Origin of the sequence: Leptospira sanjuanensis (assembly GCF_022267375.1) — a bacterium.
GTDB classification, from domain to species: domain Bacteria; phylum Spirochaetota; class Leptospiria; order Leptospirales; family Leptospiraceae; genus Leptospira; species Leptospira sanjuanensis.
In genome coordinates, this window is sequence record NZ_JAIZBH010000002.1 from 430,439 (window position 1) to 453,524 (window position 23,086).

The 23,086-nt window shown below is 37.2% G+C and carries 35 protein-coding genes; 4 read left to right on the forward strand and 31 right to left on the reverse strand.

What is annotated here, in order from left to right; translation table 11 throughout:
- Window positions 1-9: 9 nt before the first annotated feature.
- The gene (locus LFX17_RS20175) at window positions 10-354 is read left to right on the forward strand and encodes a helix-turn-helix domain-containing protein (protein WP_238748741.1); all 345 of its coding nucleotides are present in this window, start codon (window positions 10-12) and stop codon (window positions 352-354) included.
- A gap of 134 nt (window positions 355-488) precedes the next feature.
- Here LFX17_RS20175 and LFX17_RS20180 read toward each other — a convergent pair whose 3' ends face one another.
- From LFX17_RS20180 to LFX17_RS20235, 12 genes are all read right to left on the reverse strand, one after another.
- Window positions 489-761: a hypothetical protein gene (locus LFX17_RS20180; RefSeq protein ID WP_238748742.1), complete on the reverse strand. Its 273-nt coding sequence runs from the start codon at window positions 759-761 to the stop codon at window positions 489-491.
- Window positions 762-1,047: 286 nt separating this feature from the next.
- Window positions 1,048-1,923 (reverse strand): hypothetical protein, encoded by an 876-nt coding sequence (locus LFX17_RS20185; protein ID WP_238731944.1) that lies wholly within the window; start codon window positions 1,921-1,923, stop codon window positions 1,048-1,050.
- A 237-nt stretch (window positions 1,924-2,160) separates the two neighbouring features.
- Complete coding sequence (locus LFX17_RS20190; RefSeq protein ID WP_238748743.1) at window positions 2,161-2,433, reverse strand: type II toxin-antitoxin system YafQ family toxin; 273 nt, start codon at window positions 2,431-2,433, stop codon at window positions 2,161-2,163.
- Entirely contained in the window at window positions 2,430-2,690 is a 261-nt protein-coding gene (locus tag LFX17_RS20195; RefSeq protein WP_238731950.1) for a type II toxin-antitoxin system RelB/DinJ family antitoxin, read from the reverse strand. Before LFX17_RS20195 ends, LFX17_RS20190 begins: the two co-directional genes overlap by 4 nt.
- A gap of 291 nt (window positions 2,691-2,981) precedes the next feature.
- Window positions 2,982-3,608, reverse strand: a complete 627-nt coding sequence (locus tag LFX17_RS20200) for a hypothetical protein (protein ID WP_238731992.1) — start codon at window positions 3,606-3,608, stop codon at window positions 2,982-2,984.
- A gap of 305 nt (window positions 3,609-3,913) precedes the next feature.
- Window positions 3,914-5,287: an ATP-binding protein gene (locus LFX17_RS20205; protein ID WP_238748744.1), complete on the reverse strand. Its 1,374-nt coding sequence runs from the start codon at window positions 5,285-5,287 to the stop codon at window positions 3,914-3,916.
- Between the two features lie 281 nt (window positions 5,288-5,568).
- Window positions 5,569-6,147, reverse strand: a complete 579-nt coding sequence (locus LFX17_RS20210) for a hypothetical protein (protein WP_238748745.1) — start codon at window positions 6,145-6,147, stop codon at window positions 5,569-5,571.
- A 285-nt stretch (window positions 6,148-6,432) separates the two neighbouring features.
- Window positions 6,433-6,852, reverse strand: coding sequence for a putative toxin-antitoxin system toxin component, PIN family (locus LFX17_RS20215; RefSeq protein ID WP_238731932.1), 420 nt, complete (start codon window positions 6,850-6,852; stop codon window positions 6,433-6,435).
- Between the two features lie 2 nt (window positions 6,853-6,854).
- Window positions 6,855-7,100 (reverse strand): CopG family ribbon-helix-helix protein, encoded by a 246-nt coding sequence (locus LFX17_RS20220; protein ID WP_135595075.1) that lies wholly within the window; start codon window positions 7,098-7,100, stop codon window positions 6,855-6,857.
- A 299-nt stretch (window positions 7,101-7,399) separates the two neighbouring features.
- The gene (locus LFX17_RS20225; RefSeq protein WP_238731931.1) at window positions 7,400-7,945 is read right to left on the reverse strand and encodes a hypothetical protein; all 546 of its coding nucleotides are present in this window, start codon (window positions 7,943-7,945) and stop codon (window positions 7,400-7,402) included.
- Window positions 7,946-8,177: 232 nt separating this feature from the next.
- Window positions 8,178-8,591: a DUF6680 family protein gene (locus LFX17_RS20230; RefSeq protein ID WP_238731975.1), complete on the reverse strand. Its 414-nt coding sequence runs from the start codon at window positions 8,589-8,591 to the stop codon at window positions 8,178-8,180.
- Between the two features lies 1 nt (window position 8,592).
- Window positions 8,593-9,120: a DUF6998 domain-containing protein gene (locus LFX17_RS20235; RefSeq protein WP_238748766.1), complete on the reverse strand. Its 528-nt coding sequence runs from the start codon at window positions 9,118-9,120 to the stop codon at window positions 8,593-8,595.
- Between LFX17_RS20235 and tnpA the strand changes: the two genes are divergently transcribed.
- From tnpA to tnpC, 3 genes are read left to right on the forward strand one after another with little or no spacing between them, the layout of a single operon-like run.
- Window positions 9,072-9,359: an IS66 family insertion sequence element accessory protein TnpA gene (gene tnpA, locus LFX17_RS20240; protein ID WP_118966454.1), complete on the forward strand. Its 288-nt coding sequence runs from the start codon at window positions 9,072-9,074 to the stop codon at window positions 9,357-9,359. The two genes, LFX17_RS20235 and tnpA, sit on opposite strands and share 49 nt — an antisense overlap.
- Window positions 9,350-9,697, forward strand: coding sequence for an IS66 family insertion sequence element accessory protein TnpB (gene tnpB, locus LFX17_RS20245; RefSeq protein WP_118966397.1), 348 nt, complete (start codon window positions 9,350-9,352; stop codon window positions 9,695-9,697). The genes tnpA and tnpB overlap by 10 nt, the downstream gene beginning before the upstream one ends.
- A 43-nt stretch (window positions 9,698-9,740) precedes the next feature.
- Window positions 9,741-11,318: an IS66 family transposase gene (gene tnpC / locus LFX17_RS20250; RefSeq protein WP_118966396.1), complete on the forward strand. Its 1,578-nt coding sequence runs from the start codon at window positions 9,741-9,743 to the stop codon at window positions 11,316-11,318.
- 266 nt (window positions 11,319-11,584) lie between these two features.
- Here tnpC and LFX17_RS20255 read toward each other — a convergent pair whose 3' ends face one another.
- From LFX17_RS20255 to LFX17_RS20345, 19 genes are all read right to left on the reverse strand, one after another.
- Window positions 11,585-12,196: a hypothetical protein gene (locus LFX17_RS20255; protein ID WP_238748746.1), complete on the reverse strand. Its 612-nt coding sequence runs from the start codon at window positions 12,194-12,196 to the stop codon at window positions 11,585-11,587.
- A 242-nt stretch (window positions 12,197-12,438) separates the two neighbouring features.
- On the reverse strand, window positions 12,439-12,780 hold the full coding sequence (locus tag LFX17_RS20260) for a HepT-like ribonuclease domain-containing protein (RefSeq protein WP_238748747.1): 342 nt from the start codon (window positions 12,778-12,780) through the stop codon (window positions 12,439-12,441).
- Window positions 12,770-13,063, reverse strand: coding sequence for a nucleotidyltransferase family protein (locus LFX17_RS20265; RefSeq protein WP_238731970.1), 294 nt, complete (start codon window positions 13,061-13,063; stop codon window positions 12,770-12,772). Before LFX17_RS20265 ends, LFX17_RS20260 begins: the two co-directional genes overlap by 11 nt.
- 287 nt (window positions 13,064-13,350) lie before the next feature.
- Complete coding sequence (locus tag LFX17_RS20270) at window positions 13,351-14,079, reverse strand: esterase/lipase family protein (RefSeq protein ID WP_238731964.1); 729 nt, start codon at window positions 14,077-14,079, stop codon at window positions 13,351-13,353.
- Window positions 14,080-14,309: 230 nt separating this feature from the next.
- Window positions 14,310-14,651, reverse strand: coding sequence for a type II toxin-antitoxin system PemK/MazF family toxin (locus LFX17_RS20275; RefSeq protein WP_238731897.1), 342 nt, complete (start codon window positions 14,649-14,651; stop codon window positions 14,310-14,312).
- Window positions 14,638-14,886 carry a ChpI protein gene (locus LFX17_RS20280; protein WP_238731898.1) on the reverse strand — a complete coding sequence of 83 codons (249 nt, stop codon included), beginning with the start codon at window positions 14,884-14,886 and terminating at the stop codon, window positions 14,638-14,640. Before LFX17_RS20280 ends, LFX17_RS20275 begins: the two co-directional genes overlap by 14 nt.
- A 327-nt stretch (window positions 14,887-15,213) precedes the next feature.
- Complete coding sequence (locus LFX17_RS20285; protein WP_238731958.1) at window positions 15,214-15,927, reverse strand: AbiU2 domain-containing protein; 714 nt, start codon at window positions 15,925-15,927, stop codon at window positions 15,214-15,216.
- A gap of 208 nt (window positions 15,928-16,135) precedes the next feature.
- On the reverse strand, window positions 16,136-16,975 hold the full coding sequence (locus tag LFX17_RS20290; protein ID WP_238748748.1) for a hypothetical protein: 840 nt from the start codon (window positions 16,973-16,975) through the stop codon (window positions 16,136-16,138).
- Between the two features lie 225 nt (window positions 16,976-17,200).
- Window positions 17,201-17,620, reverse strand: a complete 420-nt coding sequence (locus LFX17_RS20295) for a putative toxin-antitoxin system toxin component, PIN family (protein ID WP_238731932.1) — start codon at window positions 17,618-17,620, stop codon at window positions 17,201-17,203.
- Window positions 17,621-17,622: 2 nt separating this feature from the next.
- The gene (locus LFX17_RS20300) at window positions 17,623-17,868 is read right to left on the reverse strand and encodes a CopG family ribbon-helix-helix protein (RefSeq protein WP_135595075.1); all 246 of its coding nucleotides are present in this window, start codon (window positions 17,866-17,868) and stop codon (window positions 17,623-17,625) included.
- Between the two features lie 317 nt (window positions 17,869-18,185).
- Window positions 18,186-18,917, reverse strand: a complete 732-nt coding sequence (locus tag LFX17_RS20305; protein ID WP_238731922.1) for a hypothetical protein — start codon at window positions 18,915-18,917, stop codon at window positions 18,186-18,188.
- A gap of 213 nt (window positions 18,918-19,130) precedes the next feature.
- Window positions 19,131-19,775: a hypothetical protein gene (locus LFX17_RS20310; RefSeq protein WP_238731961.1), complete on the reverse strand. Its 645-nt coding sequence runs from the start codon at window positions 19,773-19,775 to the stop codon at window positions 19,131-19,133.
- Between the two features lie 243 nt (window positions 19,776-20,018).
- Entirely contained in the window at window positions 20,019-20,420 is a 402-nt protein-coding gene (locus tag LFX17_RS20315) for a helix-turn-helix domain-containing protein (protein WP_238748749.1), read from the reverse strand.
- Window position 20,421: 1 nt separating this feature from the next.
- Window positions 20,422-20,709, reverse strand: coding sequence for a type II toxin-antitoxin system HigB family toxin (locus tag LFX17_RS20320; RefSeq protein ID WP_238748750.1), 288 nt, complete (start codon window positions 20,707-20,709; stop codon window positions 20,422-20,424).
- A gap of 278 nt (window positions 20,710-20,987) precedes the next feature.
- Window positions 20,988-21,260: a type II toxin-antitoxin system YafQ family toxin gene (locus tag LFX17_RS20325; protein ID WP_238731949.1), complete on the reverse strand. Its 273-nt coding sequence runs from the start codon at window positions 21,258-21,260 to the stop codon at window positions 20,988-20,990.
- The gene (locus LFX17_RS20330; protein WP_238731950.1) at window positions 21,257-21,517 is read right to left on the reverse strand and encodes a type II toxin-antitoxin system RelB/DinJ family antitoxin; all 261 of its coding nucleotides are present in this window, start codon (window positions 21,515-21,517) and stop codon (window positions 21,257-21,259) included. The genes LFX17_RS20325 and LFX17_RS20330 overlap by 4 nt, the downstream gene beginning before the upstream one ends.
- A gap of 330 nt (window positions 21,518-21,847) precedes the next feature.
- Complete coding sequence (locus tag LFX17_RS20335) at window positions 21,848-22,267, reverse strand: putative toxin-antitoxin system toxin component, PIN family (RefSeq protein WP_238748751.1); 420 nt, start codon at window positions 22,265-22,267, stop codon at window positions 21,848-21,850.
- Window positions 22,267-22,512: a CopG family ribbon-helix-helix protein gene (locus LFX17_RS20340; protein ID WP_135595075.1), complete on the reverse strand. Its 246-nt coding sequence runs from the start codon at window positions 22,510-22,512 to the stop codon at window positions 22,267-22,269. Before LFX17_RS20340 ends, LFX17_RS20335 begins: the two co-directional genes overlap by 1 nt.
- A 310-nt stretch (window positions 22,513-22,822) precedes the next feature.
- Window positions 22,823-23,086 (reverse strand): HigA family addiction module antitoxin (locus tag LFX17_RS20345; protein ID WP_238748752.1); only part of this gene is annotated, 264 nt, incomplete at its 5' end.

Sequence of the window (23,086 nt, forward strand, 5' to 3'; positions counted from 1 at the left end):
AAGCACTTTATGGGCGCAAAATTAGTATCCAGAGTATATCCTCAGCCGGAAAGCAGAAAAAGAGCCTTCTGGTGGCCCTTCCACGCTCAAAAACACTCCTCTGAACAAACAAATTCAAACATAACCGGGGAAATCTCCGTTGAACAACGGAAATCCTTTTTTGAACGGCTTAGAGCGGCGAGGATTGAAACAAATCTAACTCAAACCCAAGTCTCTGCAAAACTTGGAAAGTATCAAAGTTACATGTCAAAGATTGAATCTGGTAAGAAGAGATTGTTTATCGAAGATTTTATCCGATTATGCGAACTTTATAATAGACCTCCTGCGTATTTCTATTCTGTTTTCTCTAAGTGAAGATTTAAGAAATCGAAAGGACCGCCCGAGTAAAATCTGCGAAGCAGTTTTAACGAGGGTGATCAGAGTAAGTAAAAGAAAATCCCGCTTCCCGATCGCGAAGCGTTCGGGTGAAATGGTTTTAATAAAATAAATTAACCATTTGAGATTTCTACATCTCCTTTGCCAGCTTGAATTGCGCATCTATACTTTGAAATATCGCTAATTTTTTTCGCTCTATTTAAGTCAGCCTTTAAGGTATTAATTACACTAATTCTTTCAACGTCATCTTCAAACGAAGCTTTCCACGCTGTTGTCAAATCTCCGACTTTAGACCATTTATCTTCTTTCAAAGATTCGTAAAACTTCTTTCGATTTTCATCTGTTGCATTCGGTAGATCTAATGTAATTAGCGCTTTATATCCCATTTCCCTTTCCTTAAATTTTATAAATAAATGCTAAAGCCAGCCAAGGACGGCTGGCGTCCTAAATGAGGGGCGCGGCATGGCAGATAACGAAAGAGGCTTCTCGACGTTTGCGTTCCCGGAGCGCTTGTGCGCAAAGGGATTTTAACGAGGCTTGAGCGAACCTTAGTGAGCGCCTTGCAAGCCGAAGTTAAAAAGCAAATGTGGCGAAGCCCGAAGTGAGTCCGAGCGGGAACCGTGAGTGACGAACGAAGCGAGAAACCGCAGTTATGCGCAGTAACATGTAACCTTAAAACTTTGGCTCATCAATCAGACCTTTCGGGTACAAATCGTAGTTAATTTGATTATTCGTATCAAAATTACTTGTTGAGTTTTCAACAATTGTATTCCATGCTTTCCGTAAATTTTCATGTGCGTTCTTAGCATCAGCGATTCCAGAAGTCAATGCCGCAGTTATAATCAACAATTGAGCCAGCTTTGAAAGGATTATACTCCATTTTGGCTTTTCCTTAACAGTTTCCTGCTTAAGTTCTATTATTGTTTCCGAAATTATCTCTAATGTTTGTTTATTCTCAGAATGTAGACTATTGATTACCTCTAATGCATTATCTAAATATACTAATATTCTTCCTTTGTCTGACTTATTAAGATCAAAAAGACCATCGATCGTAACTGCATTTTCATCACGACCTGAGTAAACTTTTGCGTCAAAAATGCTAATCCCAATTAATTGTGAAATTCTTTGCAAAGCACTTGCAATATCTAAGAGTGTTGTTCTATTGAATCGAGTATTCTCTTCATATTTAAATAAGAATAAATTAAGAATCCATCGAGAAATGACTGGCAATGATCGGAAACTCACTCCGCCTGATTGAGTTAATGAGGCAACAACGGACATATTTTGTCGTAATGCAAATCCATTTTCAATTGTATAAAGGTCAGTCAACTTTTCACTATTAATCTTTCTTAGCATCGAGGTAGTAATATGAAATACCTTTTCGAATTCATTAATAATCCCATCTCTATTCAAGATAGTTAGTGTCTTTGCGTTTATTGAGCGACTACAATCAAGAAAGTATTGTTCGGAAAATTTCAATTTATCTATTATTTCATATTCAAATAGATAGGGTTCCAAAAATTTTTGAAGCTGTTCTTTAGTGATCATTTTATATTAGTATTTATTACCCATGTTATTGCGCATAACGAAAGAGTCTCCTCGACGTTACGTGTCCAAGCGCTTTATGCGCGCCGGACTTGGCACGAGGTTCGAGGCGTCTTAGCGCCGGCTCGCGAACCGAAGTGACAAAGCAATGTGTCGAAGACCGAAGTGAGGGGCGCATGAGCGATCCCGAACGAAGCGAGGAGACGAAGTTAAGCGACGTGCCGCATCGTTAAGATAAAATTAATCGAATAAATCCGAATGTGTTCCAGTTCTTTCAAATATGATTAAATTGCCTTCTAACTTGTAGATCAAAAGCCAATCAGGTTCAATATGACATTCACGTCGATTCTTATAATTCCCAGTTAACTTATGATCTTTATTCTTTGAACTTAGTGAAATCCCATCAATCAGTAGCGACATGATTTCTTTAAGTTTGCCTAAGTCCTTTTTGCGCTTTTTCTGTAACTTAATATCTTTATTGAATTGAGTTGTAAAGCTAGGATTAAATTTCATATTCCCAGCTTCGTGAATAATTCCTCTTTAGATTTAAAAGACTTTATTCCTTTCTTTTTATCAGTGGCTTCAAAAGTCTTTTGCGTTACTTTATTTGGTAGTTTAACTGGAAATGGTAAACCTTTACTAAGTTTAATTTGATGATAAAAAATATTAATAGCTTCTGAAGCAGAAATACCTAAATGGTCGAGTATGTTTTCTACGTCCTTTTTTAAATTCCCTTCAACTCTCGCCCGAATCATTGCTGTTTTTGCCATGACAATTACCTTTAATTTAATTGTTCCCCAATTGAGATACATTGTCAATCATTACTTTGCCTTAAAAATACTCAAACGAAATGATTTTAATTATCTGATAAATCGCGGCATGTTCGCTTAACGAAAGAGTCTCCTCGACGTTGCGGCCGCAAGCGCTTTTGCGCGATGCGGTTGGCACGAGGTTCGAGTGAGCCTTAGCGAACGTCTTGCGAACCGAAGTGGCAAAGCAATGTGGCTTTAGCCCGTAGTGAGGGTCGCATTAGCGATCCCGAACGGAGCGAGGAGACGAAGTTAGCCGAAGTTGGAAATCCTATTTAATTGCTTTTGTATTTTTTGATAATGCTCGGTCTTTTTCGCAATTTTAATATATTGTAAAAGATCTTCGCTGAGAATGTTATATAGAACCCCGAAAAATCGATTTTGATCATCTAACATGCCAAATGAATGTTCATCAATAAGATCAATTATACTCGCAAGGTGAAATAAATGACGATGCATTCTTCGATCAAGACTATTCAAGATACCATCAGCGGGTGAATTAGTAAATTGAGTTACGCTGTTTGATAAACAATTATTAAAATATTGGCTACCGCTATAACCGCCTGTTTGATATGAATCAAGGAGCTTAAAATGTATTTCAATCATTTGCGTGAAGGCTGATTCGAAAACGGTTTGATGTTGTGCTTTTGCTTGTGACTTTAGAGATTCTTCCTGGAGAATTGCAACCTTGCGGGATGCTTGTAATTCTCTTCTTGTTAATGCTAATTCTTTTCTCTGATAATATAGCGTTATTACAACGGTGATAAGTGTCAAAAAAGTAAATATTGAATTTGTAACTCCTCCAAAGTAATCACCTAATTTTGCCCAATCATCTGGATTATTAGAAATAGAATACCCATTGATTAGCCAAAACCACATGACATATGATCCAAGGGAGCCCGAAATTATTATTAGGCTGAATGTTGGAATTAGTCTTATATAATTACGCAGAAAATAATTCATTTATTCGATTAATCCCTTCCAATTTCGGCTAACGACGCAGGTTTCTCGACGTTTGCGGTTCTGGAGCGCGCTAAACGCGCGGAAGAATTGGCGCGAGGCTTGAGACGCCGTAGCGTCGTCTCGCAAGCCGAGTGACAAAGCAAATGTGCCGGAGGCCGTAGTGAGGATCGCATGAGCGATTCCGAACGAAGCGAGAAACCGCAGTTAGACGCCGTTAAAGTTTATTGTTCAGATTTTTTTTTCCAAACCATTTTTCCCGACATCTTTTCCATTAGTCCTTTATCTCTAAGAATGTAAAAGACCCTTTTCATAACGTTTTCAGAACGAATCCCAGTTAAATCTCTTGCGATTGCATTCGTTATAGTTTCATTTTTTTCTAAGTAATCTAAGACCAATTGTTCAGGCGATCCTAAAGACTCGTGTTTAAGGATGACTAATACTGAATTTTCCTGATTCTTAATTACCGGCTCTTTTAAGCGAAGCTTGTTCATCGCTTCGAAGGCAGTATTTAATCCTTCTCCAACATCCTTATTCGGAGCATCAGGAAACTTATTTATAATTCTTACCAATTTAGGATTTCGAGCAAACTGTTCAGTTAATATGTTCTCTTCAGTAACATGCCCAGGTAATCTACCCGGGCTTTCAATTTCTATCCGATTGTCAAAAATTCTAATTTGAATATCAGCCGCAATGCTATAATCTCTATGAAGAACTGCATTCGTAATTATTTCATGCAATGCTTCTTCAGGATATTGAATGGTTTCCAGACCGTTAGTACCTACTTTTTTTATAGATTCAATAGTCTCTTTGCTTTTTGAAACAGCTGAGTAAATTAATTCTTTAACAGCACCTTCAATTGAAATAGGATCGAACACAAGGGTCTCTCGACCTCCCTCGTCTTTAGTCTGATATCTTAGTAATTTTATGCCTGATCGTTTTGGCAATAAAGCCTGCGGTTCATCGGCAAATAGTAAAACTCCCGCAACTGTCGGAAGATCATTTGCTATAAGTTGCTGTTTATATAGCCACAAATCAGGATCGGTATTAGGCACGATTTCAATAATAAATTCTGTAACTGTGTATGAGTCAGAGATTAGTTTTAGATCACAATTTATTGTGTTATCTTCAAATGAAATAATTCCTTTTTCGTACTGTAGTCTCTGCAAAGCCCCTGCACCTTCTACCGGCAAATTCTGCGCACCTCTTCTTTGATAAACCTTACCATTTGATGCTTTAAGGATATCTTTAGTTTTCTTAATATAAAGAAATAACACTAAGCCGTTTTCACCTTCACATTCAATATATGTTTTCTCGTAAAATCCACCAAGAGGCATAAGATCCTCTAAATTCTGAATTATCGCATTCGTTAATTCAATATTATCAAAACCTAACCAAACGCGCTCGCGACCCTTTTCTCCAACCTTTTCATGTATACCAATGTATATCTCTCCACCGCAATTATTAGCAAACGCAGAAACGGTACAAGTAAGCTTTCCCGGTGAAATCTCTTTCGATTTTACGTCTAAATAGTCGCCCTCTTTATAAGAAAGAATTTTCTTAAGCTCGCTTTTGTTTATTGTTTTCGTTTGATTCATTAGAATCTCCAAATATTTTTCTTTAATGGCGTCTAACGAAAGAGTCTCCTCGACGTTGCGGCCGCAAGCGCTTATGCGCGACGCGGTTGGCACAAGGTTCGAGTGAGCCTTAGCGAACGGCGCGCGAACCGATGTGACAAAGCAATGTGCCGGAGGCCGTAGTGAGCGCGAGCGGGGACCGTGAGTCGCGAACGAAGCGAGGAGACGAAGTTAGGCGTAGTTGATGCTTTTATTTCTACTTACAGCGTGTCCCAAAACCTAATTTTATTTTACCAGAAAGATCAGCTGCAAGGTTCTGTCCCGGTTTTGGGACAGGTTCTTATTTTTTTTTTAGCAATAAACGTAGAATAAATTTTATTTGCGATAGCAATGGAATCAGAAATTCCAACAGCTTCTTCTTGTTTAATATTCAATACATTAGAAGTCTTAAATTTGCCTACCATTGTCTTTATCAGCGCTTTTTCAATATCTTCCACATACTTTCTATTGTCAACATGCACTAAGTCTTCAATTTTAGCGTCGAATTCCTTAATTGGAAAAGCAAACATATTTATTTCAGAGGTTGTTAAAAATAGTGACACCTTTTCTTTTATCTCTTCGCTAAACTTTTCTTTATCTTTGAATTCAAGCTTTAATATTTGTCTAGCAATACGTCTATATATTTGGTTTTCCGTTGATTTACCAACATCGCTTAGATGAGCAGCAAGCCTACGAAATGCGGGCCTCGCTGTTTTATGATTTCTATCTCCTGTTTGGCCAACGTAATAATATTCAGAACTATCATGTCTTAACCATACTATATAGATTAAGTACGATTTTTTAAAATCTCTTCCATTGATTTTGATTTCATAATATTCCATTGAATAACCTTAAATATTTAACGTGAATATATAGTTTTATCTGAATTTACAATAATGTAGCATCAATTACGCCTAACGAAAGAGTCTCCTCGACGTTGCGTGTCCAAGCGCTTTAAGCGCGCGGACTTGGCACGAGGTTCGAGGCGCCTTAGCGCCGGCTCGCGAACCGAGGTGGCAAAGCAATGTGTCGAAGACCGTAGTGAGGATCGCATTAGCGATTCCGAACGGAGCGAGGAGACGAAGTTATACGCAGTTGCGGAATTTCGCGACACGGATGTCGCTGAATTAAGTTTCGTTTCTTACTTTAATACTTAAATACTCATCTGGAGTAATGATGTTAAAGTTCTTAATTTTCTGAAGAGTTAATAAATCTTTGTCTCCAGTGATTAAATAGTCTACTTTTGCTGCAAAAGCAGACTCCAGAATGTGATAATCATCTCTATCTCTTAACTCTAAATAATCTTGAATAGGTTTATTTTTAACAAGCGCAGTAATATCTCTGATTTCAGATAAAACAATCTGAATAAAATTATCATCAAGTTTGAATTTTGGTTTAGAGAGTGTAGATTCAATCTCAGCTAATATTTCTTTCGAAATATATCCTGTAAAAACCTCATCAATTAAATCTTGGAAAACAAGCCTTGGTTTTCCTCTAAATAAAATAGCAGAGATGTAAATATTAGTATCTAATAATACCTTCAACATTATTAAGAAGCATTTCTTTTATTTCTAACGGATTTAATTTCATTAAAAACATCCTTTTCAGAAATATTACTTCGATCAGTAACTTTTGAAGTGAAGTCAAAGATGGCTTGCCATCTAGTTTTTTTCTCAATATACGCTCTAGCGGCTTCACGAATCAATTCTGACCTGGACCTGTGTTCCCTCTTTGCAATTTTATCGATTTCTTTTAAAAGTGCTTTTTCAAAGGAAATATTAACAGTCTGATTCATAATCTAAATAATATACAATGATTGTATGCTTGTCAACCTAATTTCATCCTTTTCGCCCCTACTTCTCGCCACATGGATGTGGCGTCTCCCCCGCAATTGCGTATAACGAAAGAGTCTCATCGACGTTGCGTCTCCGAGCGCTTACGCGCGAAGGAGTTGGCACGAGGTTCGAGTGAGCCTTAGCGAACGTCCCGCGAACCGAAGTGGCAAAGCAATGTGCCGGAGGCCGGAGTGAGGGTCGCATGAGCGATCCCGAACGAAGCGAGGAGACGAAGTTAGGCGAAGTGATGCAAAATACACTACAAGCATCCTTCTACTAAATTTAATTCGGGATATCTTCCAACACTAATTGATGTAATATTCTTATTATTTGTCTCAAAAATAATTCCATAATTTTTATCTGATTTATCCACTGGCTTATAAGTATATTCCAAGTAGTTTGTATAATGCCCGCGCGTTTCTTCTAACTTTTCTTTATATACACTTTTTAATTTAGCTAATGAATCTCCTATTTTAATGCCAGAAATTGTTTCATTCTCTGGCTTGTATAAGTAAATTCGTGCAAGTTTCATGTTATTTTTAGCAGGTCCAGTAAACATAAAGCCCAAGCTAGAAGTAGAATTTTTGAAATAATAGAAAGCGCAATTTTGCTCTACTAACGGATCCTCTTCTATTTTCAATTTTTGACCTGTCACTTTTTCAATTTCAACAACACTCATACCAATAAGAATTTTACCAACGCCACGAATGTGAATTTTGTATTTCTCAACGGTAAGCGGTAGATCCTGTGCAAAGCCAATTTGAGCATAACAGACTGCTAAAAGTATTAGTATTTTCTTAATCATAAAACATGTTTTCCTGTAAAAAATTGCATCATTTCGCCTAACGACGTAGGTTTCTCGACGTTTGCGGTTCTGGAGCGCGTTAAACGCGCGGAAGAATTGGAACGAGGGTCGAGCGACCTTAGTCGCGTCTCGCGAACCGAGTGACAAAGCAAATGTGCCGGAGGCCAAGCAAGAGTCGCGAAGCGATCTCGTAGCGCAGCGAGAAACCGCAGTTAGACGCCGTAATGCTTCGTTATTTCGGCACAAACGGGCTTTCAATAAAACTATCATTTAATTTCGTTATATTAATACCAAGATTACTTGCCATATGCTTAATGAGGCTAATAATGTTGTCAATTAGTCGACCTTGTAATTGTAATTCATCATGCAATTTTTTTAAGCAATTTAGAATTTCTTTTGAATCGTGAAAAATAATAAATACTTCATTTAATGCTGCAAAAAATTCTTTATTATCATTTGTAATAGATCCGGAAGATAGGAGGAAAAAACGAAACTTCACAATATTTCGCAAAACATCTAATTTCAATTTTCGAGTTTCTAATCTTCGAAAATAATAATTTGAAATCAAAACGCCGATTAAACCCGAAATCAAAGAGCTAAATAAAGTAAAAAAAATATAAAATGTCTTTTCAGAAAAATCTATCATATCACTTAACTTCCTTTATTTTTTCTTTAAGTGGGACTTGAAGCATTATTTTACTTAGCTGGTTAATCGAAATTGAATAATATCCATACTTTGGAATTTTTCGGTTTTTAATCAGATCCCAAACTCTAACACCTTTCCCATTATAAATCTCATGAAATTCTCCATTGTCTTCCAATTTAAGCACAATCAAGTGCTTTGGTTTATGCGCAATTACTATTGATTTCCTTTGAGTTGTCTTAACTTGAACTAATTTATTACCTTTTTGGCAATCATGCGTTTTAGTCCCACTTTTCAAAGGTGTTAGTCCATATTTATATTCTGCATAAACTTCTCCAATACTCCCTATAAGTATGCCATCTAAAGTAAATTTTTTTCCCGGATGATCGATCTGTAAAGATCTGACAATTTTTTTTAGAGCAATGTAAGCGCCTAAACAACCGCACCTTTTTCTAATCGTATAAATGTTGTAAACTGTCTTTGATGAAAAAAACGAAAATAGATTGGCCCAAAGAGTTTGATGACTTTTCAAAGAGTGGACTTTCCCAGCCTCAGTATTGTAAAGAAAGACACCTCAAATACACGACGTTTCGATATCATTGGGAGAGACGTTCTAAGCATTCAGAGAAGAACGACTTTGTAGAAATTCCTCCTTCCTCGACAAATTCTCAGTCATTGGTAGAAGCCGAATTTTTGACCCTAAAGATAGATACGTCGGGGAAGGCATCGCTCCAAGTAAACGTTCAGTTTAGTTTAGGACGATGGAGTTAAATCCCGGAAACAGAAAAGTGTATCTTCGACCTGGGGCGACGGATTTAAGGAAATCGATCAATACGCTCTCTGTAATCGTAGAAGGAAAGATGAAAAAAGATCCGTATTCGGCGAGCGTCTTTCTCTTCTGCAATCGCAAGAAAGATAAACTGAAGATGCTCTACTGGGATAAGAGCGGGTTTTGCCTTTGGCAGAAGAGACTGGAAGAGAGTAAATTCCCGTGGCCGAACTCAGAGGAGGAAGTGCATAAAATACCCGTTGAAAGGTTTCATTGGCTATTGAATGGGATCGATTTTTTCAAAGAGCACAAGAAACTAAAATACAAGAATGTCAGTTGAAAATGTTTGACTCAAGAAAAGAAAGTATTAAGACTGAATCCGAATGTCTTTGGATCTAAACTCTCTTCCTGATGATGTAGAAGAACTAAAAAGAATCATTATATTAGAGAATAATAAATATCAGGAAGAATTACGACTCCAAAAACAGAAAGAATCCGAACATTTGGATCAGATCGAGAGATTGAAGATCCAGCTTTTCGGGAGAAAGACTGAGAAATGGAGTCAGATCGAAAAAGATCAAGGATTTCTTTTTAACGAAATAGAAAGCTCCTTGCAAGAAGATTCTCCTGAACCCGAAGAAGAAAGTCTTTTTAGTCCTGTTAAAAGCCATACAAGAAAGAAGACGGGAAGAAAACCTTTCCCGGACTACTTTCCAAGAATCGAAATCCTACATGATATTCCTGAAATTGATAAAACCTGTTCTTGTGGTCACGAGCTTACTCGTATCGGAGAAGACAAGTCCGAGAAGTTAGATATTATCCCGGCTAAAATACAAGTCGAAGTTCATATTCGCCCTAAGTATGCGTGTAAGCATTGTGAAGGAACTTCTGATGAAACTCTACCTGTCGTAAGAATCGCGCCGGTTCCCCATCAGATCGCTGAGAAGAGTATGCTTTCTTCCGGATTCTTAGCTCACACGCTTACTCAAAAGTTTGCGGATGCTCTTCCGTTTTACAGACAAGCCGGGATTCTCCAGAGATCGGGAGTGGATATTTCAAGGAGCACCCTTTCCAATACCGCAATTCAAGTTTTTGAAAAACTTTCTCCGATGATCGAGGATGTGAGAAGGGAACTTTTCAAATCGAAGTATTTGCAGATCGATGAGACGATTCTTCAAGTGTTAAACGAAGAAGGAAAGTTGAATACATCCAAATCGTATATGTGGGTGATCCGAGGGTTCATCAGAGAAAAGCCCGTTGTTCTCTATCATTATGAGCCGAGTCGGAGCGCTAAGTTTTTAGAAGAATGGATCCAGGGATTTGAAGGAATCATCCAAACGGACGGTTTTGAATCTTACGATTCTTTGTTGAAAGTTAAATCTAAGATTCTTCACGCGGGATGTTGGAATCATGCGAGGAGGAGATTTTTCGAAATTCTAAAAATCGATTCTAAGAATGTGCAAGCAGAATGGATCGTAAAGAAAATCGGTAAGCTTTATACAATCGAGTCAAAAGCTAAGGTAGAAAGTTTAAGTTCTGAAGAACATCTGAAACTCAGGCAATCCGAATCTAAGCCTATCGTTGATGAGATTCGTTCTTGGATGAACAAACGGATCGTCGAAGTTGCTCCCAAATCTTCTATGGGAAAAGCGCTCTCTTATCTTTCTGGCCAGTGGGAAAAACTGCTTCTCTTTTTGGATCATCCGGAATTGCAATTAGATACGAATCTCGTTGAGAACGACATTCGTCCTTTTGTGATCGGTAGAAAAAACTGGCTCTTCTCCGGTTGTCCACAAGGGGCAACTGCGAGCGCGGGATTCTATTCGTTAATTCAAAATGCAAAGATCTCAGGTATCGATCCTTACGCTTATTTACGAGATCTTTTTAAGTCTTGGGAAACGATACCGAGAAGTCTTTCTTGCGAGGATCTGCCAAAAAACGGTGGGCTTGTGGTTCGTTAGGCGGTTACAGAGCAATGATTTGATTGGGTAAATTATCCAAAAACTGAGTTCCTTATGCATTATGGCGTCTAACGAAAGAGTCTCCTCGACGTTGCGGCCGCAAGCGCATTAGCGCGACGCGGTTGGCACGAGGTTCGAGCGACCTTAGTCGCGTCCCGCGAACCGAAGTGACAAAGCAATGTGCCGGAGGCCGGAGTGAGGGTTGCATTAGCAATCCCGAACGAAGCGAGGAGACGAAGTTAGGCGATCGTTTTGCTTTATTAAATCTATTGTTTTAAGACTGATACAACTAATACAATACTTTGCTTATTAGTATAACAGCAACCTAAGTATCTAAAACCTAAGACCGCTGGTTTAGGAACGATTTCAAGCTGATCGGTTTCTTTATTTAATTTTAAGGGGCGATCTTCATTTAAAAAAGCGAAAACCTTATTATGAACTGGGAGCCAATATTTTTTATCTTTCTCCACTACTTCGATTTCTCTTTCAAAGTTAGTTATCCAGGTTCGATACATACTAACATTGTCTAAATCAGTAATTATTTTTAATGCTTCATCTGAAATACTGCGACTATTGCCAGTATATTCAATTGAAGATGAAAATCTTGTTGGATAACCCATAACAGGCTTTCCGTCAACCAATTCAAGTTCACTAATGCAGTAATTAACCTCTTCTCCTGAATTTGCTCTTTTCCAAGAAAGTACATTGCAATCAGGTTTGATAAATGAGATATATTTGCTAACGAGTGAATTGGGATATTCCTTAATTTGAGGGCTTTCAAACCCCCATTTATTCTTTTTTGATTCAGTTTGTATTTGAATCGTAGAAGCTAATATTAAGGAAACCGCAAAAATGAGTTTAAATAATTTTGATTTCATATTTTCTCCGAATATTATTTTTAAAAGGTAAACATTGCAAAATGTCGCCTAACGAAAGAGTCTCCTCGACATTGCGTGTCCAAGCGCTTTAAGCGCGCGGACTTGGCGCAAGGTTTGAGGCGCCTTAGCGCCGTCTCGCAAACCGAAGCGACAAAGCAATGTGCCGGAGGCCGTAGTGAGGGTCGCATGAGCGATCCCGAACGAAGCGAGGAGACGAAGTTATGCGCTGGTCCCGCAATTATTTAGTTTTTCTTTAATAAGTCGTCACAGGCAATTTTTAAAGATGATAAACGATTAGTAACAATATCCCAAATTATATCATCATCGACAGAAAAATATCCATGAGCAAGAATATCTCGGACTCCAGCAATTTTCTTCCATTCGATTTCAGGACGTAAATTCCGTAAACTCTCAGGGAGTTTCTTTACTGCTTCACCAATAATTTCTATATCCCGTTCAACGGCTCTTTTCTTTTCTAAATTACTGACAAGCTTAGATTTTGAATCAATGCCAGAAGTAAATTTCTCGATTTCGTTTATGCTATCAAGTATATCTTGTAAATAGGCACCAAAATCACGCTGCATAGATAACTTCTTCTAAAATACGTTCCTTTAGATACGGCTTGATGCTAGATTTCGTAACTAAATCTACCTTGCACTGAAATAAACTTTCTAGAAAAAACTTCAGATCCATATAAGAATCCAAATTAAGTTTGCCATCTCGATAATTTACAAGAATGTCTAAATCACTATTTTGCGAATTTTCGTTTCTTGCCACAGATCCGAATAAACCGATTGAATCTATTCCAAATGATTGAATAGTTTCAATATGCTTTCGAATATTTTCTAAAACTTGTTCCCGATCCATAACTATTAATAAATTTGCTAATTCGACTTCGTCGTGTCGAGGAATTTTCTCATTGAACTTTACGATTTGCGGGACTGGCGCATAACGAAAGAGTCTCCTCGACGTTGCGTGTCCAAGCGCTTTAAGCGCGCCGGACTTGGCACGAGGTTCGAGGCGCCTTAGCGCCGTCTCGCGAACCGAAGTGGCAAAGCAATGTGGCTTTAGCCCGGAGTGAGGGTCGCATGAGCGATCCCGAACGAAGCGAGGAGACGAAGTTATGCGATGATGCCTAATATTAATTAAAGCAACTATTTGAATGTTCCAGTCTTAATAAATTGCAACGTTGCTTTCTGGACTTCCACGCCATCCATAATAAAAGTGTGGGTTCGATCAACGAGTAGAAATTCTTTCATAGAATTCAATTTACTATTTTCAATCGAAACTTTACCATCATCGTCGCCAGGAATAATCATTGAAGAAATTGGATCATTGCTCGAATCTCCCATAATAATTCCAAGTTCAAAATTCGGTGTTCCTATGTTATTAACAAAACTCGAGTTATCTGTTTTTAGTTGCATCAATATCGGACCAAGCAAGGTATTAACAAAATTATAGCCCGATAGAAAATCAGCGATCTCGCTTCCCTTATTTGGTGGAGCCAACATTACAACTCGACCAAGCCTTTTGATTTTATTCTCTTTAAGAAAGTGCCTCAGAACGATTCCGCCTGCGGAATGAGTAACGAAATGAATTTTATTAAACTTAGAAATACAATTATTTTGAACTATAGGGGATAAATAAGATTTAGATACTTCTTGTATAGTATTACTCCTCGAAGGATAATCCACGTAAAAAACCAAAAGATTATTATCAGTCAAATAATCCCCCATATTTTTAAGCTGTTTTGAAGATCTTAAAAACCCATGAATAAGTATAACGCAATCAAATGATTTTCCATTCTTTGCTTTCTCAAACTTTTGAGCAAACAGAGGAATTGATAAACTAAGAAAGAGGATAATCAAATAATTTCTTGTCATGGTATTTTTATAATAAGTGCTTTTTAGGCATTGTCGCATAACGACGTAGGCTTGCCGACGTTGCGGCCGCAAGCGCATTAACGCAACGCGGTTGGCACGAGGTTCGAGGCGCCTTAGCGCCGGCTCGCGAACCGAAGTGTCAAAGCAATGTGCGGAGCCGGAGTGAGTCCGAACGGGAACCCGTGAGTGACGAACGGAGCGGCAAGCCGAAGTTAGACGAAGTGCCCTTATTAATCTAAACCGGTAACCAGTTTAAGCCCTACTTCAACTTCATCTAATTTATTTAATTTGAGTTTTCCTGCTTTGTTAAGAAATCTTTCTTTGTCTAAAGTCACAATTTGAGAAACATTTACGACTGAGTCTTTTGATAAATCTGAATCTTTCTTGCTAATTAGAACGTTACCTGGTGCTTCCGAAAGATTCAGATTTGATGTAATTGCAATTGAAACTATTGTATTAATATTACTTTGATTAAAAGAATCATCTTGAATTATGAGAACAGGACGTTTAAATCCAGGTTCACTTCCAAAAGGAATTCCTAAATCCACCCACCAGATTTCACCACGAATCATTTTTTAAACTCTTGCGAAGCGATTCAATGGATAAATCAGTAATATTATTTTTAGTTTCTTTGGACTTGTTATTGTAAATTTGATTCAATTTCTCAGTTACAGATTCCTTACTATGAGATTGAATAAATTCTTCTAATGCTTTTGCAAACAATTGGCTACGTGGTATTCCAAGTTTCTTGGCTGTTTTCTCAGCAGTCTTAAATAGCTCATCAGGAATTGAAATTGCCGTTTTCATATTCTTGGTATAACTTTGGTCATACCAATGTCAACTTTAAAATAGACTGATTTTTGGTCCAAATTTAGAAAATAAGCCGACGCATTGTCTTTTGGTTTCTTCTTCAATATCAAGCTAAGCTTAGGGCATTTCGTCTAACGACGCAGGTTTCTCGACGTTTGCGTTCCCGGAGCGCTTGTGCGCGAAGGGATTTAAACTCAACTTGAGTGAGCCTTAGCGAACGTCCCGCAAGTTGAGTTTAAAAGCAAATGTGCCAAAGGCCAAGCGAGAGTCGCGGAGCGATCTCGAAGCGCAGCGAGAAAGCGCAGTTAGGCGTAGTTGGATTGTTTATCTACTCTTCCGAAAGCTCATTATTTCCTTATGAACTTCAAGTTCTTTCAAAATACGATCTTTTCTCAATACATAAAGCAAATTTTCAATATCTTCAAATCCTATTGGTTTATTTGTAGATGTTAACGCATTATATAGATCAGAGTATTTATTAATCAATTCTAAACCTTCTTCGCTCAAAGTAATAAGATCAACCCCACTCAAAGGGGAATCTTGAAAGATATCAATGTCCTGAATAATTGATTTTGCTGACAAATGAGCAAGAGCGTTATTTCTCCATCTTATTAAGTTTCTAATTTTAGAATTATTTTTAATTTTATTAATATCTGCGTTTATCGATTCAATGCTCGGGATAATTCTTGAATCCACCAAATTTTTATATTGACTTCGGCGTGGATTACGGTTTAAAAAATATTCTTTCCCAAAGTATTCTTTATTAAGTCTCAACGTTTTGAGTAAATTTAAAATATTCAAATTCGTAGACTTTTCTGAAAGTTCATAGAACTTGTATAGAAACGTTAGACCGGAAAGAAAATAACCCCTTAAAACGTATCCCCAAAAAGTATTATATGTAGTAAATGTAAGCCTATCCTTTTTTACTTCTTTCTTAACTTTAATCCAATAGTTTAAGTAAATATTTGCCTGAACAATTTCAGAAGACAAAGTATTAATGTATTTTTCAATATCTTTTGAATTTTCAACCTTCAACATAAAATTAATCCAATTACGCCTAACGAAAGAGTCTCCTCGACGTTGCGTCTCCGAAGCGCCTGTGCGCGAGGAGTTGGCACGAGGTTCGAGCGTCCTTAGACGCGTCTCGCGAACCGAAGTGGCAAAGCAATGTGTCGAAGACCGTAGTGAGGGTCGCATCAGCGATCCCGAACGAAGCGAGGAGACGAAGTTAGGCGATCGGTCCAAATCATATTGAAATAATGCCCTTTTTATTCATGTATCCCATCAATAATCTTGAATTCTTTGAAATTTTAATTATCAATGGATACAATTCTTTAAATCTCAGAAAAGAAGAACCAAGCACATGAAAAGATTGCCTTCCCCGTCCAAATATCATTAGAGTATTCGCTGGATTAATCTGTAATTTGTTCAAGAAAAATGGTGAGTGAACATTCTTTAAAAGATGATCTATTCCAGGATTAAATCGATGGACAAATAACTTTCTCAATAAAGTAAGATACCGATAATCCAATTTATTAAATTCATTGAAAGCAATTCTATAAACTTCCCTGCATATTACAGGTTCAATGTTTTTTATGTCCGAAGAGAATTTTCCTTTCTTCACCAATTGCATAAAGTTGACTTGCGATTCACGCACCTTATGTTTACCGCAATTTTTAAATAATGTCTTAAATGAAAGATCGTAAATATGATAAGCAATGTAATCTAAAAAAGAAAAATAATCAATAACCGCAATTTTTAAATAATAATTACGAAGTTGATATTTAAGAAGAGATTTCAGCTTTTCATCTTCGGTATTTTTGCTGACCGTTTCTGCGCCTAATGCGTGACCGATTGAGAAATGAAGATCATTGTAAGTTGAATGAATATTCCTACTTCCAGATTCGATAAGCGCATTTAATAAGGTTTGCTTTATGCCCGATTCAGGAATTATAAATTGATGAGATTCGAAAGTATCGAAGGAAAATATCGAGTTATCATCACAATATTTAAAATATTCGTAAGCAATTTCTGAATGCTTACTAATAATTTCTTTTCGATTTTTTTCTAAATCTGATTCATTCATTTGGACTGTCGCCTAACGAAAGAGTCTCCTCGACGTTGCGTGTCCAAGCGCTTTAAGCGCGCGGACTTGGCACGAGGTTCGAGGCGCCTTAGCGCCGGCTCGCGAACCGAGGTGGCAAAGCAATGTGTCGAAGACCGTAGTGAGGATCGCATTAGCGATTCCGAACGGAGCGAGGAGACGAAGTTATACGCAGTTGCGGAATTTCGCGACACGGATGTCGCTGAATTAAGTTTCGTTTCTTACTTTAATACTTAAATACTCATCTGGAGTAATGATGTTAAAGTTCTTAATTTTCTGAAGAGTTAATAAATCTTTGTCTCCAGTGATTAAATAGTCTACTTTTGCTGCAAAAGCAGACTCCAGAATGTGATAATCATCTCTATCTCTTAACTCTAAATAATCTTGAATAGGTTTATTTTTAACAAGCGCAGTAATATCTCTGATTTCAGATAAAACAATCTGAATAAAATTATCATCAAGTTTGAATTTTGGTTTAGAGAGTGTAGATTCAATCTCAGCTAATATTTCTTTCGAAATATATCCTGTAAAAACCTCATCAATTAAATCTTGGAAAACAAGCCTTGGTTTTCCTCTAAATAAAATAGCAGAGATGTAAATATTAGTATCTAATAATACCTTCAACATTATTAAGAAGCATTTCTTTTATTTCTAACGGATTTAATTTCATTAAAAACATCCTTTTCAGAAATATTACTTCGATCAGTAACTTTTGAAGTGAAGTCAAAGATGGCTTGCCATCTAGTTTTTTTCTCAATATACGCTCTAGCGGCTTCACGAATCAATTCTGACCTGGACCTGTGTTCCCTCTTTGCAATTTTATCGATTTCTTTTAAAAGTGCTTTTTCAAAGGAAATATTAACAGTCTGATTCATAATCTAAATAATATACAATGATTGTATGCTTGTCAACCTAATTTCATCCTTTTCGCCCCTACTTCTCGCCACATGGATGTGGCGTCTCCCCCGCAATTGCGTATAACGAAAGAGTCTCCTCGACGTTGCGTCCCTGAAGTGCATTTGCGCGAAGGGTTGGCACGAGGTTCGAGGCGCCTTAGCGCTGGCTCGCGAACCGAAGTGACAAAGCAATGTGGCTTTAGCCCGTAGTGAGGGTCGCATTAGCGATCCCGAACGAAGCGAGGAGACGAAGTTATGCGTAGTGCCAAACATTAAACAGCAATTTTTCATTAAGATTATTCGTTAAAGAGAAATTTGTGCAAAGCCTCGCGAATAACTGGTTCTTTAAAATGCTGAATGTAACTTTCAAAAAATAAATTTACTTTATCAACAAAGTATTTAGCAATTTCACGATTAGAAAAATATGAATATAAATCGAGCCCCATTTTTTTATCCGCTATTAAACCTCTACGAATAAGCGGCTGCAATTTATCTTTTCCAGGATAATCAGAATAAAATACACCAATAAAGATGACATTCCGTTCATCAAATAATGAACTTCTAATTTCTTCTTTTCTATCTATTTTAATATTATAAGTAAGTAAAGACGGATGAATTATTGCGTTTCTAATTTGTCTTAAATCAGCCCAAATCGATTCAAAATTTTGAATAAATTTTTGACTTTCAATATTCATTAAAGATGAAAATGCTTTTAAGATTTCTAATGGATAAAATTTTCCCATCCTTACAATCTTAATAATTTCCTGAAAACGATTAATGAATGGAGTAATATCATAATCCGCCTTAAATAAAATATCTTTATCGAATTCGAGCGCCCTATCAAATTCGAGAATCTCTCTTGCATAAACTTCAACCGCAGAAGTTAGTAAAGAGTAAATTGGAAGAATACGGTCATCATAATTTATGCCTTCTTTAGCTGAATCAGTAATAAATTCGGCCAAATCTAAATATCTTCTTCTGATATTTACAAGACCAATATCAACTATTTGATTTTTATCTTCTGACATTTTCACATTTGGCATTACGCATAACGAAAGAGTCTCCTCGACGTTGCGTCCCTGAAGCGCATTTGCGCGAAGGGTTGGCACGAGGTTCGAGTGAGCCTTAGCGAACGTCTCGCGAACCGAAGTGACAAAGCAATGTGTCGAAGACCGTAGTGAGGGTCGCCTTAGCGATCCCGAACGAAGCGAGGAGACGAAGTTATGCGAAGTTTGGCTTTTTTATTCAGAAAAATGCTTTAATATAAATTCTTCTAAAAAAGCGATTAAACTTTTTACTTCAGGTGTATCAATTTTATCCCACTCCGCATGAAAAGCTTTATTTCGTAATTTTGTATACGATTGAATAACTTTTAATTGAGGACCGCTTATTATTTCTTTCGATTTTAATGTATTAATCGTTTCAGACATTTCTTTGTTTTCGACGTCAATATTTTTTATCTTCGCTAACCTTTTAAGGGAATCTTCTAAAGCTGCACAAGTTAAGACTGCTGCTACGTCCTTTTGGTTAGAATCCATCGCTTCCTTTGCCATGACCATAAAGTCGGAAAATAAATCGCCTGAAATAATTTTTTCCAAACTGTAAATCATATCACCAGTAACTTCGTTTTCTAAATTCTTAATATACCCCATTGTAGCATGATATAGAGCTAAATACTTTTCACCTTCCATATATTTGGAATTTGCAACTTTATCTCTCAAATCAATTAAATATCGTAATTGAGGAGAGTTAATTCCGTAAACGCTTGTAGCTATGCTTAACGTTCCTACAAACAGCTCCTCAGAAGATTGAAGGCTATTCCCATCGATCGAGATTTCTTTTAGTTCTGAAATACGTTTAAGAATTTTCTCTTTTATTATTTGCATTAGAATCCTTTATCCAACGAAGTGATCATTGCCAAATTTCGCATAACGAAAGAGTCTCCTCGACGTTGCGTGTCCAAGCGCTTTAAGCGCGCGGACTTGGCACGAGGTTCGAGGCGCCTTAGCGCCGGCTCGCGAACCGAAGTGACAAAGCAATGTGGCTTTAGCCCGTAGTGAGGGTCGCATTAGCGATCCCGAACGAAGCGAGGAGACGAAGTTAGGCGTAGTCGCTTTGTTATTAAAACTCTAAATAAAAACGGCAGGAGAAACATTAAATCTTTTAGACAAAGCTTTAACTTGTCTTACATTTAATTCCCTTTTACCATTTAAAATTTCAGATACAACGCCTTGACTTCCAAGTTCTTTCATATCTTTTTGAGATAATCCATGCTCTTCCATTAAAGACTTTAAAATTTCAATCGGATCAGATTCAATCTCTATGAAGTGATCAGATTCGTATGATTCAATTATGTTGCCAATTGTTTCCATCAATGGAGCTAATGAATGCTTTTCGTTGTTACCTACTTCATCAAGTAAATTATCTAATATTTCTACGAGTCTTTTATATTGCTTTTGAGTTCTCGGATATGAAATAACTTCTTTAATCTCAGGCCATACGCTTTTTACTTTTTCTAATTCAGTAATCATGTCACACCTTCCATTTTCCCTTATCATATTCCGAATGAGTTAGGATTTCTCTAATATATACTTTTTTTCTATTAAAGTGAATAGCTGCAATAAGTCTGAAATTATTACCAGATATATTGAAAACGAATAAATTTTGTACAATATCTGTTGAAGGAAAAACCTTTCTTAAATCTGGAAAATTATCAAAATCCGTTCTACTTAAGACTTTATACCATAATTCCAGTGAAGATCTTGATTTCGGATATTGTTCAATAAATTCTATAATTTTTCGCTTACTTATTACATGCACAAATTAAATAATATCTCATATTGAGATATTTGCAATCTTTTTTTATTCAAAATAAAAATTTAAGCGATTACGCATAACGAAAGAGTCTCCTCGACGTTGCGTCCCTGAAGCGCATTTGCGCGAAGGGTTGGCACGAGGTTCGAGCGAGCCTTAGCGAGCGTCCCGCGAACCGAAGTGACAAAGCAATGTGGCTTTAGCCCGCAGTGAGGGTCGCATGAGCGATCCCGAACGAAGCGAGGAGACGAAGTTAAGCGACGTGCCGCATCGTTAAGATAAAATTAATCGAATAAATCCGAATGTGTTCCAGTTCTTTCAAATATGATTAAATTGCCTTCTAACTTGTAGATCAAAAGCCAATCAGGTTCAATATGACATTCACGTCGATTCTTATAATTCCCAGTTAACTTATGATCTTTATGCTTTGAACTTAGTGAAATCCCATCAATCAGTAGCGACATGATTTCTTTAAGTTTGCCTAAGTCCTTTTTGCGCTTTTTCTGTAACTTAATATCTTTATTGAATTGAGTTGTAAAGCTAGGATTAAATTTCATATTCCCAGCTTCGTGAATAATTCCTCTTTAGATTTAAAAGACTTTATTCCTTTCTTTTTATCAGTGGCTTCAAAAGTCTTTTGCGTTACTTTATTTGGTAGTTTAACTGGAAATGGTAAACCTTTACTAAGTTTAATTTGATGATAAAAAATATTGATAGCTTCTGAAGCAGAAATACCTAAATGGTCGAGTATGTTTTCTACGTCCTTTTTTAAATTCCCTTCAACTCTCGCCCGAATCATTGCTGTTTTTGCCATGACAATTACCTTTAATTTAATTGTTCCCCAATTGAGATACATTGTCAATCATTACTTTGCCTTAAAAATACTCAAACAAAATGATTTTAATTATCTGATAAATCGCGGCATGTTCGCTTAACGAAAGAGTCTCCTCGACGTTGCGTGTCCAAGCGCTTTAAGCGCGCGGACTTGGCACGAGGTTCGAGGCGCCTTAGCGCCGGCTCGCGAACCGAGGTGGCAAAGCAATGTGTCGAAGACCGTAGTGAGGATCGCATTAGCGATTCCGAACGGAGCGAGGAGACGAAGTTATACGCAGTTGCGGAATTTCGCGACACGGATGTCGCTGAATTAAGTTTCGTTTCTTACTTTAATACTTAAATACTCATCTGGAGTAATGATGTTAAAGTTCTTAATTTTCTGAAGAGTTAATAAATCTTTGTCTCCAGTGATTAAATAGTCTACTTTTGCTACAAAAGCAGACTCCAGAATGTGATAATCATCTCTATCTCTTAACTCTAAATAATCTTGAATAGGTTTATTTTTAACAAGCGCAGTAATATCTCTGATTTCAGATAAAACAATCTGAATAAAATTATCATCAAGTTTGAATTTTGGTTTAGAGAGCGTAGATTCAATCTCAGCTAATATTTCTTTCGAAATATATCCTGTAAAAACCTCATCAATTAAATCTTGGAAAACAAGCCTTGGTTTTCCCCTAAATAAAATAGCAGAGATGTAAATATTAGTATCTAATAATACCTTCAACATTAAGAAGCATTTCTTTTATTTCTAACGGATTTAATTTCATTAAAAACATCCTTTTCAGAAATATTACTTCGATCAGTAACTTTTGAAGTGAAGTCAAAGATGGCTTGCCATCTAGTTTTTTTCTCAATATACGCTCTAGCGGCTTCACGAATCAATTCTGACCTGGACCTGTGTTCCCTCTTTGCAATTTTATCGATTTCTTTTAAAAGTGCTTTTTCAAAGGAAATATTAACAGTCTGATTCATAATCTAAATAATATACAAAGATTGTATGCTTGTCAACCTAATTTCATCCTTTTCGCCCCTACTTCTCGCCACATGGATGTGGCGTCTCCCCCGCAATTGCGTATAACGAAAGAGTCTCCTCGACGTTGCGTGTCCAAGCGCTTTAAGCGCGCCGGACTTGGCACGAGGTTCGAGCCGTCATAGCGCCGGCTCGCGAACCGAAGTGACAAAGCAATGTGGCTTTAGCCCGTAGTGAGGATCGCATTAGCGATTCCGAACGAAGCGAGGAGACGAAGTTAGGCGATCGGTTTGGCTGTATTTAAAATCATACCTAAGCAGAAATTGGAAATTTAATCACATTCTTAGGTTTATCTTGTAAAGCATTCCATAAATCTAATTTAGTCTGCATATTAAGCCAACTTTCGGGAGAAGTATTAGTTGCTAATGCAATCCTAATTGCAGTTTCAGGAGTAATTGAACTTTTGGAATTGACGATCTCAGAAAGTGTTTTACGTGATATCCCTAAATCTTTTGCCGCTTCTGTAATAGTCAAACCCAATGGTTTGATTACGTCTTCCAATAATACTTCCCCTGG